Raw genomic sequence first — 12,486 nt, forward strand, 5'->3', positions numbered from 1 at the left:
GTCCATGGGGCCCGGCGCGCTGCCGGTCCGGGTTGGCGCTTTAGCTGCGCTCTGTCGGTGATGCGAGATTCGCCTTGCTGTCGAGCTGGTTCTGATGGTCCTGAACGATGCGCCAGAGCAGCTTGCCGGCAGCCGAGCGCGGCAGCGTCTCGACGAACTCGATCTGGCGCGGCACCTTGTAGGCCGCCATGCAGGTGCGCGCCCACTCCATCAGCGCCTCGGGCGTGAGCGTATCGCGCGCCGCCTCGCGCAGCACCACCAGTGCCTTGACCGTCTCGCCCCGGTGCGCATCGTGTGCCGAGATCACGCACGCTTCCTGCACCGCCGGGTGGCCGTGCAGGCGCGACTCGATCTCCGCCGGCCACACCTTCAGCCCCGACGCGTTGATCATTCGCTTGAGGCGGTCGGTGATGTAGAAGTAACCGTCCTCGTCGTAGTGGCCGATGTCGCCGGTGCGCACGAAGCGCTTGCCCTCGATCTCAACGAACGCCGCCTCGCTCGCGTCGGGCCGCCCCCAATAGCCTTCGAACTGCGTCGGGGTATGCATCACGAGTTCGCCGGGCTGGTTCGGCCCAAGCTCGGCGCCGCCGTCCGGGTCGATCACACGCGCGTCGACGTTGATCTGGGGAATGCCCGCGCACTGCTGGCGCGGCGCCTCTGGCGGGTTCATGTGCGTGCTGCCGCAAGTCTCGGTCATGCCATAGCACTCGATATAGGGCACGCCCAGGCGCTGCTCGATCTGGCGCGCCACGGCCTCCGGCATCGCGGTGGCGCCGCCATACAGGCGCCGCAGCGAGGAAGTGTCGTGCTGCGCCAGTTCCGGACGCCCGAGCAATTCGACGAGCATGGGCGTAACCGCGGCCCAGCAGCCGATGCGGTGGTGCTCGATGAGGCGCGGCACAGCGGAGGCGTCCCAGCGCGCGAGTAGCACCATGGTGCGGCCCTGCACCAACGCCTGGTTGAGCGCGCACATGCCCGCCACGTGGCTCACCGGCAGGGTGATCAGATCGCTGCGATCGGGGTCGTCGGAGAACCACAGCACGCGCTGGCTGACCACGTACGAAAACGCGCGGTGGCTGAGCATCGCGCCTTTGGGCTCGCCCGTGGTGCCCGAGGTGTAGCCGATCACGGCCAGATCCGCGCCGTCGGCCAGCGGCGTGGGCGCGATGCCGGCGGCGAGCGCGCCGGAAAATTCGTGCACTCCGGTTTGCGTGAGGCGCTGGCGCGGCTCGCGCACGAAGGCGGGAATCTCCATGAACGGCACGTCGCGCGGCTCGCCTGCGAACTCGGAACACGCACCGACGATACACCCGGCGAGCGCACCGCTCTCCAGGAGCGGCGTGAGGCGCGGCAGCATATCCTGGGTGGTGATGGCGACGCGCGCACCGGAGTCGGCTGCGTAGTAGGCCACTTCGGCGGCGGTGCTCATGGGATTAGCGGGCACGACGACCGCGCCGCAGCGCAGCACCGCGTAATACGCGATGGCAAAGTGCGGGCAGTTCTGCATGAGCAGCAGCACGCGCTCGCCGCTGCGCACTGAAAGACGCTGCTGCATGTAGCCGGCGAGCTTGAGCACGGCTTCGTGCAGCGTGCGGTAGCTCATCTGCGCGCCGTAGTAATCGATCGCGGTTTTCTCGGGGCAGCGCACGGCGCTGGCAGCCAGGAAGCTGAACAGGTTGGACTCGGGCGCCCGCAGCGTATGGGGCACGCCCTCGGGCCAGTGTGCGTAGTGTCGTGTCAATCGCGCCATGGCGGTGGGTCACAAGGTTGGGCGGGACGGCGTCCCGGTTGTTTGCATCATCGCTGGCCGCCTGCGGCGCTTCACTCCCCGACGCGGGGGGCAAGGGTGGCAGTGCTTATTCATATGTCTCGCCGCACCCGCGGCCAGACGTTACGACGCCTCGTGTGCCTCGGCCTGGCTCGCGCGAAGATCGCGAAAACGCGCCGCCGCGCCACCCCGCCCGCCAACGCCAAGCTTCAGGTAGATGTTCTTCAGATGCCATTTCACCGTTTCGGCCGACACGTTCAGCACCGTGGCGATCTTCTTGTTCGACATGGCCTGCGCGAGCAACGCAAGAATCTCGCGCTCGCGCTCGCTCAAGGCGTCGACGGGCGCGACGGCAGTCGGCACCCGTGGCACGGGCGCAACCGCTGCGCACGTCTGCGCGGCGCGCAAGCGTTCACCGTAAAACGCAAGCACGGGATCGGCTACCGTCTGGTGGGCCAGTGCGGCAAACATGCCAGGCGCGCTTGCCGCGACATCGAGCAGTGTGCGCACGAGGCCAAGCGCATGTCCCTGCCGTAACGCCTGAACGAACGCATTGCCCGCAGCAGGCTCATTGCCCACGCCATGCTGCGCCATCGCCAGTTGGAGCCGAAGCGCCGTGGAAAGGCGGCGGCGTCCGTTCTGCTCCGCGGTGGCAACCAGCGCTTCGAGACGGCCGACGAGACCCGCGTAGTCGCCGGTGTGCAGGCACATTTCCACGCATGCGCGGGCGGCAGCAAAGCGGATTCGCGCCGCCATGTCCGGTCCCGCGCCCGCATAGCGCATTTCAAGCGTGGCGAGGCGTTCCACCACGATATTGGCCCGCTCAGTTTCCACCTGCTCCAGATGTCTGCGCAAACGGAGCACGAGCGCTTCCGCCAGCACGCGGTCAAGGCCGTAGCGCCCGGCATACGATTCGAGACGGTCCAGCCAGGCGCAAGCCTGGGTTCGCCGCCCCGCCGCCCAGTGCGCGTTGGAGAGCACGGTGAACGCGCGCATGACGATTTCGGGCAGCGACACTCGTTCGAGCATGCCGATTCGCGGTTCGAGCAACTGGCACGCCGCCTCGATATCGTTGAGCTCGTAGAGCGTGTCGGCCAGCAGACTGGCCGCCATGCACGCCACGCCCACGTAAGGCGGCCCCTGGCGCTCGGCCTCGTCGAGCACTTCCCGGATGATCTTCTCCGCCTCCTTGACGCGCCCTTCCATCGAGAGGCTCAGCGCCCCCATGCAACGGCCGAGCAGGCTGCTGCGCGGCGCGCCCGCGCGCCGCCCCATGTCGTCGAGCACGGCGCGCGCTTCGTCGTATTCACCGCGTGCCATGTGCAGCCAGGAAAGCACGTTGCCGCGGCCGTTCCACGCGAAGTCGTCGGCGTCGTCCGGTATCGCGCGCAGCTCGGGCAGCATGGCGACGACCGCGTCAGTGTCGTCCTGCTGGAGCGCGAGGCCGGCCCGCAGCAGGCGCAGCGTATAACGCTGCCGCGCGTCGAGCGAACCCGAAGCCGCTTCGAGCTGATCGAGGCTGCGCCCGAGTGCCTGGAAATTGCGCGAATAGAGATGGACGTACGCCATCACGATATGCAGTGCAAAGCGTTTCTGGACTAGTTCGAGCGGCAACATCCGCAGGAGGCCCGATAACTGGTTCAGCTCGCCCTGAGCCAGCAGCGCCTGCGCGCACCGCTCGACCATGCTGGCCGCGGCGGCCGGGTCTCCGGCCTTGACGGCATGGAACACGGCATCGTCGATCTGGCCATGCGCTTCGAACCAGCGCCACGCCACGGCGTGCGCACAACGCAACGCCTCGGCGTCGCGTTCCGCGAGCCGTGTCAGCAACGTTTCGCGCAGCAGCGGATGAATGCGGTACCAGATCTCGCGGTCGTGACTGCCCACCTGCGTGATGAACAGATTGTCGCCTTCCAGCTGCGCGAGCCGCGCGCGGATCTGAGACAGCGCTTCTTCCCGGCCGACGACGCTTGCACAGAGCGGCGCGCTGAAGCGATGGCACACGGCCACGCGAGTCAGCATGTCAAGGTCATCCGCTGCGAGCCGCAACAGCACTTCGCATTCGAAATAGCTGGCGAAGGTACGCGGATCGTGCACTTTCACCACGGGATAATCGCTCCCTTGGCGCGTGCGCAGGTCGACCACGAATAACTGCAGCCCGGCCACCCAGCCGTCGGTCAGCGCATGCAACGAAGCCGCGTCGCGCGGTTCAATCGAGCCGAGCTGCTCGCGCAGATAGCGTTCCGATTCCGCTTCGCTAAAGCGCAGGTCGCGCATGTCGAACTCGCTCACGACGCCTTGCGATCGCAGCCGGTCGAGCGAAAGCGCAAGCGCGCTGCGCGAGCACAGCGCGAGATGCAACTGGGGCGGCGCATAGTCGAGCAGCCATTGGAGCGCTTCGAAAATACGCGGATCGCTGACGTGATGCAGATCGTCGATCATCAGCATGATGTGCCGCTGACGCTTGCCGAGCGCCTGCACGAGCGTGATGACCCAGTGCTCGATCGCCGTATCGTCGCTTCCCTGCGCGACCAGCAATGCAGCGTCTCGCACGACGACAGGGTCGGCCTCCGCGATGCTCGCAAGAAGGCAGTCGAAGAACCTGGCAGGCTCGTTGTCCTCGCTCGAAAGCGACAACCAGCTCACGTCGAAGCCCATCAAGATGAGCGACTTGCGCCACGCAATCATCGTACTGGTCTTGCCGCTGCCAGCCTGCCCCTGGATCACGACGCAACGGTGGCGCCGCGCTTCGAGCAGGCGCGTCATGAGGGCGTCGCGCGACATCATGCGCCGCGTGCCGCGCGGAGGCAGCAGCTTGGTACTGGCGACGGGCCGCACTGCGCGATCGGGCTGCGCCTCGTCGCTCATCGGATAGCCCGTGGCCGGCGCGGCATCCTCTATCGGCACTGCCTGCTCGAACTGCGCGTCCAGAGAAACGTCGTCTCCGAAACCCGCCAAAGGAAGCGCCTCCGCGCCGTACGCATTCATGAACCAGTGAAACGCGCGCGCCCCATGCGTGGCGCGCTGCTTCTCGATGAACGACAGGACTTCGGCGATATGCTCCGGCAAGCCCCCTGCGCAAAGTCCGGACTGCGCGTCGCGCAGGTAGCCCTGCAGTAAACGCAGCCAAGCGCTGCCGTTCGGCGCGAGCTGGACCTGAAAATGCTCGCGGCCGCCAAGCCACTGCTGGACCGCCGGATGATGATGGGACAGGTGATTGTCCGCGACAACGAGCAACCGCTTTCCCGGCTCCAGCCGCGTCTCGAGTTCGCCGAGGAAGCCAAGCCACGACACATGGCGCCGCACGTTGACGTGGGTCCCGCCGCTACCACTCATCAACGCCCTGAGCGCCGTAATCAGCGATGTCGCCAGGTGACGCTGCCAGGCATGAACCGGGCGCGCCACGCCAGGCGCCCGCGCTGGCTCGTCTGCGACGCGAACGTCGACCCTGTCATCCACAGCGAACACGAGTGCGTGCTCCGGCTGTGCGATATAGAGCCCAACAATCGCAACGTTCCGGCCGTACAACTCCAGTAGCCCGTCACCCTGCCGCGCGCTTCCCACTGCAGGCGCAATGCCCGTTGCCCGCCAGTGCCGCGAAACACTCGCCGCGCTCACGCCCAGTTCCGCCGCGAGCTTGCGCGTGCTCCAGGCCTTGTCGCCGTTGCCCGGCGCTTCGGTCGTGAGCGAGACGAGCCGTGCGACGTCGACCTTGACGGGCGGCGCGCCCCGAGGCAGTTCCTCCTTGATCCCGGCGATACGCGAACGCACGTACCGCTCGCGCCAGCGCGCCACCTGCACGCGGCCAATGCCCAGGTCGTGCGCGATAAGCTTGTTCTGCACGCCGTCGGCAGCCATTAGCACGATTCGAGCGCGCTGAGCGAGTTTCGCATTGTCAGTGGTCGAAGCCACGAGCGCAAGGAGTTCATCACGCTCGGCGGAAGATAGAGCGACGGGAGGAGCGACGCGCATGATCGTACGGGAAAAAGTTAGTGTTCAGGATTGCGAAACGCGTGTGGGATCGTTATCCTTACGGCTCCACGACGTTGAAATCCCCGCTGAAGCGGTCCAGCGTGGCCAGCAACGCCGTAAAGCGCGCCGCCTCGCCGTCGAGCCCGATATGCCCTTGCGCGATGGCGTCCGGAAACGTGATCTCCGCCAGAAGGATCCGGTTCAGCGTCGCGCGGGACATGGACACCGTCACATGCGCAGGCATGGCATGCGGCGTTTCCGAATGCGTTAGCGCGCCGTGCTGGAGATTGAGCGCATAGCGTTTGCCCGTATCGGTGAAATGCCACGCGATACGGCTACGCAGGTGCTGGGCCTTGAGACCATCCACGCGTATCGCGAGGTAGTCGAAGAACAGCGTGTCGCTGATCGCGCACACCATGTCGGCGCTGCGCGGATTGACCGCCGCCGTGCTTGCGCGGCCCTCGCGCAGTTCGCGGGCGCCCAGCAGGAACGCGTTGCGCCACGTCGCCGATTCGGCCTGAAAGCCCATCTGCTCGAGCGCCGCCGCGCACAGCTCGCGCGCCTCGCGGTTCCCGGATTCGGCGAAGACCAGGTGATTCATGACCTGCGCGACCCAGCGGTATTCGCCACGCTCGAAGTCGCGATGCGCGCGCTCGATCATGGCTTGCGCTCCGCCCATGTACTCGACGTAGCGCGGACCCGCCATCTCCGGCGGCAACGCGTGCAGGTTGCTCGGATTGCCGTCGTACCAGCTTAGGTAAAACTGGTAGATCGCCTTGACGTTGTGCGAAACCGTTCCATAGTAGCCCCGCGCGTGCCATTGCGAAGCGAGACTATCGGGCAGGCGCATCTGTTCCGCGATCTCGATGCCGGTGAGACCGTGATTCATCATGCGCACGGTCTGATCGTGCAGGAATTTGTAGAGATCGCGTTGCTGCTCGATGAACGCAGCGATTCGCGCATTGCCCCAGGTGGGCCAATGGTGCTGGGCAAACACCACGTCGGCATGAGGCGCATAGCGCTCGAGCGACTCGTTCAGATAGTTCGACCACAATTTCGCATTGCGGACCTGCGCGCCGCGCAGCGGGCAGAGATTGTGCAGTGTGCGCGTGCCATTCTCGGCCAAGTTCAGCGCACGCAATTGCGGAAAGAAGAAGTGCATTTCCGCGGGCGCCTCGCTTTCCGGCGTCAGCTGAAACACGATCTCGATGCCATCGATCACGTGCGTCTCGGTCAGTTCGCGAATCAACTGCGTGGGCTCGATCAGCGTGACGGTGCCTCTCGGCCCGGTCTTGCCAAGCCCCGCATCGATCTGGCAACAGGCGTTGCGCGCGAGCGTGGAGCCGCCCTGGAACTGCGCACGCCGCCACATGACGGTGCCCGCCATGACGTTCTCGGACACGGCTTCTTCCATGAACCCGAACGGCGCGATCACGGCTACCTTGCCGGCACGCACGTCGGGCTCCGTCGTCACGCCCTTCACGCCGCCGAAATGATCGGCATGACTGTGGCTGTAGATCACGGCGACGACGGGTTTCGCCGGCCGGTGGCTCAGGTACAGGTCAAGCGCCGCTTCCGCCGTTTCCCGGCAGGTCAACGGATCGATGATGATGAGCCCCGAATCTCCCTCGATAATCGTCATGTTCGACAGATCGAAGCCGCGCACCTGATAGATGCGCTCGGTCACCTTGAAGAGTCCGTGAATGAGGTTGAGCCGCGCCTGGCGCCACAATGACGGGTGCGCGGTTGCCGGAGCGACGGGGTCCCTCAGGAAGCCGTAGTCGGCCACGCTCCACACCAGCCTGCCGTAGGCGTCGCGCACTTCGGCGTCGGGTACCGTGCCAATGAACCCGCGCCTCGCCTCCTCCTCGTCCATATGGTCTTCGGGGGGCAGTTCGCGAATAGCCTGCTGGTGGGCCGCTACGGTCGACGGCGTGGCGAAGCGCGCTGCGCGCTCGTTTTCGGTCGGTGAGTTTTGCTGGATAGTCGACATGTTCAGGGGTCCGGGTACCGCGTCATTTCGTATGAGCAGTGCGATGGAGAAGCCGTGAGGGTCGGATAGACCAGAACGGCCGGATGGCTACATTTCATCCGCAGTCGACATATAATTCAAATGAAAGTTTTTTATTCGAGCCATGCAAAAAAGGTTAATCGATGAACCTTAAGCGACTGGAACATCTAGTGGCGGTCGTCGAGGAAGGCACGCTGGCGGCGGCAGCGCGGCGCGTCAATCTCACTCAACCCGCGTTGACGCGCAGCATCCAGACTCTGGAGGACGAGGCTGGCATGGCGCTCTTCGATCGTGGCGCGCGTGGCGTGACACTGACATCGACAGGACGGATGGTGCTCGAGCGCGCAAGGCGCATTCTGTTCGAGGCGAGCTGTCTCGAGCGAGACCTGCAACTCGTACAACAGCATGAAATGGGCAGCGTGCGCTTCGGGCTTGGCCCGTTTCCAGCCGCCATTCTGCTGTCGCGCGTGCTCAGGACCATGCAACGCAACTGGCCCAATCTGCGCGTCAATGCGGAAGTCAGCAACAGCGAAGCGTTGTTCGCGGCGCTGCAGTCGGAGCAGCTGGATTTCGTGCTGAGCGCAAACCGCCTGATGCCGCTAACCGTTGAAATGGAAGTGCGTCCGCTGACGCCCGAACCGATTGGCTTTTTCGTGCGGCCCGATCATCCGCTGTGTGGGAGTCCGGTCGAGCTGGCGCAGATCCGCGAAGCCAGGCTGGCTTCGGTCCCACTGCCGGTCGCCGCACACGAACTCTGGCGAACCCTGCTTCGATGCCGCCCGGGAGAAGACGTAGCAACGCGCGTGGAGAGCAACGATTTTCGCGCTTTGACGCAGCTCGCTCGCCACGAGGACGTCGTTTTGATCGCGCCGAACCGCGCGCTGGAAGATGAACTCGCGTCGGGCACACTCGTTCAGCTGCACGTTGAAGACCTCCAGGATCTTAAGGTGCAATACTCGATTGCTTATCTTGCGCAACGAACGCTGTCGCCAGCAGCGGAGAAAGCGATTGCCACGATCGAGGCGGTGAGCTGAGGGCCTTCGTCGATTCTTGAATCGTAATGTGACGCGCCAGGATTAGATGGTCGCTGCAAATAGGCCAGGCATAAAGATTGAAGAAAACAGGCCGGCATCGCTTTTAATACCGAGTTTCTGCTTGGCATTGGCCTTGTGCGAACTTACCGTCTTTCTGCTTCGACATATTTTTCGAGAGATCTCATCGGCTGTAAACCCCGATGCGAAAAGACGCACGACCTCTACCTCCTTCGCGCTGAGTCCCCGCGAGTCGCCTTGACCGGTTCCACCAGGTTCTGGAAAAACCATCTGGCCGGCAAACACAGTCTCTATTGCGAAAGCCAGTTGTTCCATCTCGCTCGTCTTGCCGACCACGGAACGCACCCCTAAACGAGCCATTTCAGCGAGCAACGAGGGATCATTGACAGCGGTGTACGCAATGATCTTCAGATCGTGGAAGCGTCGCCTCAGGAAGGCAAAGTATGCGAGGCCATCGCCGTACTTTCCGGCAGGCATGATGTAATCCGAAACCAGTATGTCGCATGCCGAGCGGTCCAGCACTTCTACGACTTCTCCCGAATTTCTGGCAGTCCCAACAACATCAATCGTATCGACGCCAGCGAGAAAATACCGTGCGCCGGCAATCGCCAACGGTAAGCCATCTGCCAGGATAACGCGGATCTTTTCCTTTGAATCCATAGCATGTCGGCTAGGCAAACAAAATCTGGAGAATAAGCAGCACGGCGAACGAAGCCATTACCGCCAGGGTTGTTGTGCCGATCAGGATAAGCAGCCCCGCGTGATGCTCCATTGCCTCGGCTAGCGCATGCTCCTGATCGAGTGCCGGCTCACCGAAATTCGGCATTTCAGATGTCAGTGCTGAGTCGATCTGAAAGCTGTCGCGAATGCTCGCAACATCGACCAATGCGAATGGGCTCATGATTTCTTTTCCGCCACGGAGTGGTTTGACGACAGAAATCAGGATAAAAAAGTGGATCGTCCGATTGCCCCAGACAAGTCCTGTACCGGGTGCGACCCGCCGACGCACCCGGTACAGATGCATGGCGCATATAGGTCTTGGGACCGGGAATATGGCGCGAATCAGTCGCTTGCCGTATGGGGCGTGGGGCGCCAGCTACGAATGGACGCCCGCCGTCCTGATCAGAAAATCTCGCTACGAAATAAGCCAACGACGCTGAGAAGCGTCGTTGGTTATTGCATGAATTGCGTCCGATACAGGCAGTCTCTATTGAACTTCATCGCCATTTCGGATTGCCTCGTCTTTCCAGCTCTCGACCATCAAGCGCTTTTGCAGAGGCAACGCAAGCAGATATTGATTAACCATAGCGAGCATATAGTCCTGATCCTGCGCTGCGAGTTTGCTGAAAGCAAGCAATGCAGCGATGGTGGCAGACCGGTGTATCTTCATCATTTTATTGCACTCAAACAAATACTATTCCCCGATGAATTTCAACCGGAGACTCGCACTTTCCGTCCAACAAACCAATCGGTTTGTTCCCACCATTCAACGCAAGTGCTTCCTGCGTTTAAGGCGTTCACTTCTATCGACGACTTCGAACGCCGCTCATCAACACGGCGGCTACATCTCTGTTTTCCGGGCACATTCATGCCTCGTCCAGGCTGCCGATCAGACAGGACACTTGCATGCATATGACTCATCCTGACGATCAACAAACCTCATGAGGCATGCCGATGATCGTGCAGGATGACGAACGATTTCAGATTGAAATTCCCGAAGGCTACTTCGCGGATATCTCCACGCGCCGGTTCGGCTTGAGACATGCGACCACGGAAGGCGTCGCCTTCTTGCCCGGACACTGCACCACCGCATTGGCGGCGCCGAGCCCTTCAATAGCGAAGCGATCGGCGCTCACGCCCTCCGCCTTGAGCGCATCGACCACGGCCTGCGCCCGTTGCTGCGAGAGACGCCGGTTATGGGCCACCGACCCGAAGCGGTCGGTATAGCCCTTCACCGTGAGCACGTCGAGCTTGATGCCCGCGTCACGCACCTGTTTGGCGAGCAGTTCGACCTCGCGATGGCCTTCCGGCTTGAGCACGGCGCTGTCGAAGTCAAAGAGCGCATCGGCCGCCAGCGTGACCGGCTTCGCCAGCACCGCCGGCGCCACCACTGCCACTGCCACTGGGGCCACCGGCACGGGCTGCGGCGCGCACCGGTCGAGTTCTTTGTCGACCTTCTGCGCGAGTTGCTGCGCGCGCTCGATCGACTCCCATCCGTGGACCCAGTGCGTGCCGTGCGTTTCATCCTGCTCTTTCCACGCCTCGTCAGTCAATGCGGAAAGACGCCCTGCATCTTCGTCGCGGCACGGCGACTTCGCAGCCCGCTCGTTCGTGCGCTCGATTTCCTGCAGCGCCTTCACCCACTTTTCGCGCGTCTCCACCGGCGGCCAGTTTTTCTGACTGTAGATCGGCTGGAACGGTACGCTGCCGTCGATGAAATGACGGCCGTTATTCAGCGCACGCGCGGCCGCGTCGTTGTAGACGCTCGACACGAGGATATGGCTGTCCTGACGTTCAGCCATGTCGAGCCAGCCTTCGGCCAGCCCGCGCTGATACGGGTCGGCGATTTTTTGCGCGGCGGGCATCAGCGCCTCAACGTCGCTGCCCACGCTGGCGAACGCGTGTGCGCTCGCCAACGTGGCCAGGAGCGCGCCGCATATCAAGGTTTTTTTCATGAATTTCTCCGTGCCCGCCACGGTTTCCCGTGGCGGGCCTGGGTCACGGTCGATCAGAACCCGAACGTCGCGCCAACCGAGGCGCCGACGCTGCCGCCGCCCGTCGACTTCGACACGTGTGCGTTCAGGAGCAGACGATCAGACACGTACCAGTTCGCACCCACCGCCAGCGCGGTTTCGCCACCGTACGTACCCGCCGCTGCGGCCATCTGGAAGTTGCCTTCCGCCCGTGCGTTCGGGATCAACGACGAAGCCGCCATCGCTGCAGCACCCAGCGAGTTCATCTCCTTGCGCACGACGCCGATCTGCTGGTTCGTGTAGTTGTTCGCCTGCTGCGTAGCCTGCTGGACCGAGTTGGTCGTTGCGTTGCTGACCGCATCGTTCAACTGGTCGACGTTGACCGCATCCGTGCCCGCCGTACCGGCCGCGACGTTGGTGATCTGGCGTTCGTTGCCCGCCGAGCCCACCGACACCGTGTTGGCGCGATTGGCCACCGAGCCTGCGCCCAGCGCCACGGCGTTGTTTGCACTTGCCGTCGAACCTGCGCCAACTGCCGTCGACTGGGCACCGCTCGCGGTCGAGCTTGCACCAATAGCCGTAGCCTGGTTGCCGCTCGCCACGGAGAGCGCGCCGGCCGCCGTCGAGTGCGTGCCGCTCGACGTTGCCGCTTCGGTGTTGCGGTCACCGTTCGCCGAGAACATCGGGTCGGTTGCGTTGTCAGCGATGTTGGTGACCGTCGCAATCGCCGCGTTCATCTGACCAACGTTCACCGCGTCGGTGTCGGCCGTACCGGCCGCCACGTTGTGGATCGTGACCGGCGTGGTGGAACCGGCGCCCCCCAGCGTGACCGAGTCGTGCGCCGACGAGTCGTACGTCACCGCATCGGCCATCTGGCCTTGCAGGGTCGTGATGCTCTGGTTCGTCGCGTACAGCTGCGAACCGTTCACCGCGTCCACACTCGATGCGTTCACCGCACCGTTCGACACACCCGTCAGGACACGCGTACCC

The 12,486-nt window shown here is 63.7% G+C and carries 9 protein-coding genes; 1 reads left to right on the plus strand and 8 read right to left on the minus strand.

From position 1 onward, the window contains the following. Positions 1–40: 40 nt before the first annotated feature. From U5A57_RS15515 to U5A57_RS15525, 3 genes are all read right to left on the minus strand, one after another. On the minus strand, positions 41–1,750 hold the full coding sequence (locus U5A57_RS15515; RefSeq protein WP_321912226.1) for a long-chain-fatty-acid--CoA ligase: 1,710 nt from the start codon (positions 1,748–1,750) through the stop codon (positions 41–43). Positions 1,751–1,891: 141 nt separating this feature from the next. Next, a complete protein-coding gene (locus U5A57_RS15520) occupies positions 1,892–5,740 on the minus strand; it encodes a LuxR C-terminal-related transcriptional regulator (RefSeq protein ID WP_321912228.1) in 3,849 nt (1,282 codons plus the stop codon). Between the two features lie 58 nt (positions 5,741–5,798). Beyond that, complete coding sequence (locus tag U5A57_RS15525) at positions 5,799–7,733, minus strand: alkyl/aryl-sulfatase (RefSeq protein ID WP_321912230.1); 1,935 nt, start codon at positions 7,731–7,733, stop codon at positions 5,799–5,801. Positions 7,734–7,894: 161 nt separating this feature from the next. Between U5A57_RS15525 and U5A57_RS15530 the strand changes: the two genes are divergently transcribed. Next, on the plus strand, positions 7,895–8,785 hold the full coding sequence (locus tag U5A57_RS15530) for a LysR family transcriptional regulator (protein ID WP_321912232.1): 891 nt from the start codon (positions 7,895–7,897) through the stop codon (positions 8,783–8,785). A 42-nt stretch (positions 8,786–8,827) separates the two neighbouring features. Here U5A57_RS15530 and U5A57_RS15535 read toward each other — a convergent pair whose 3' ends face one another. From U5A57_RS15535 to U5A57_RS15555, 5 genes are all read right to left on the minus strand, one after another. Then, the gene (locus U5A57_RS15535) at positions 8,828–9,463 is read right to left on the minus strand and encodes a response regulator transcription factor (protein WP_321912233.1); all 636 of its coding nucleotides are present in this window, start codon (positions 9,461–9,463) and stop codon (positions 8,828–8,830) included. Positions 9,464–9,473: 10 nt separating this feature from the next. Beyond that, on the minus strand, positions 9,474–9,704 hold the full coding sequence (locus U5A57_RS15540) for a hypothetical protein (RefSeq protein ID WP_321912239.1): 231 nt from the start codon (positions 9,702–9,704) through the stop codon (positions 9,474–9,476). Positions 9,705–10,010: 306 nt separating this feature from the next. Then, positions 10,011–10,196: a hypothetical protein gene (locus U5A57_RS15545; RefSeq protein ID WP_321912241.1), complete on the minus strand. Its 186-nt coding sequence runs from the start codon at positions 10,194–10,196 to the stop codon at positions 10,011–10,013. A gap of 328 nt (positions 10,197–10,524) precedes the next feature. Beyond that, a complete protein-coding gene (locus tag U5A57_RS15550; protein WP_321912243.1) occupies positions 10,525–11,478 on the minus strand; it encodes an OmpA family protein in 954 nt (317 codons plus the stop codon). A 53-nt stretch (positions 11,479–11,531) separates the two neighbouring features. After that, the coding region (locus tag U5A57_RS15555; protein ID WP_321912244.1) for a YadA family autotransporter adhesin at positions 11,532–12,486 on the minus strand (955 nt) is incomplete at its 5' end.

It is taken from the genome of Paraburkholderia sp. J11-2 (assembly GCF_905220185.1).
Classification (GTDB): domain Bacteria; phylum Pseudomonadota; class Gammaproteobacteria; order Burkholderiales; family Burkholderiaceae; genus Paraburkholderia.

What these genes read in the sequence shown, in the direction of transcription:
- U5A57_RS15525 (WP_321912230.1), bottom strand. Translation starts at nt 7,733, where the DNA reads ATGTCGACTATCCAGCAAAACTCACCGACCGAAAACGAGCGCGCAGCG.
- U5A57_RS15530 (WP_321912232.1), top strand. Translation starts at nt 7,895, where the DNA reads ATGAACCTTAAGCGACTGGAACATCTAGTGGCGGTCGTCGAGGAAGGC.
- U5A57_RS15515 (WP_321912226.1), bottom strand. Translation starts at nt 1,750, where the DNA reads ATGGCGCGATTGACACGACACTACGCACACTGGCCCGAGGGCGTGCCC.
- U5A57_RS15540 (WP_321912239.1), bottom strand. Translation starts at nt 9,704, where the DNA reads ATGAGCCCATTCGCATTGGTCGATGTTGCGAGCATTCGCGACAGCTTT.
- U5A57_RS15550 (WP_321912243.1), bottom strand. Translation starts at nt 11,478, where the DNA reads ATGAAAAAAACCTTGATATGCGGCGCGCTCCTGGCCACGTTGGCGAGC.
- U5A57_RS15535 (WP_321912233.1), bottom strand. Translation starts at nt 9,463, where the DNA reads ATGGATTCAAAGGAAAAGATCCGCGTTATCCTGGCAGATGGCTTACCG.
- U5A57_RS15520 (WP_321912228.1), bottom strand. Translation starts at nt 5,740, where the DNA reads ATGCGCGTCGCTCCTCCCGTCGCTCTATCTTCCGCCGAGCGTGATGAA.
- U5A57_RS15545 (WP_321912241.1), bottom strand. Translation starts at nt 10,196, where the DNA reads ATGATGAAGATACACCGGTCTGCCACCATCGCTGCATTGCTTGCTTTC.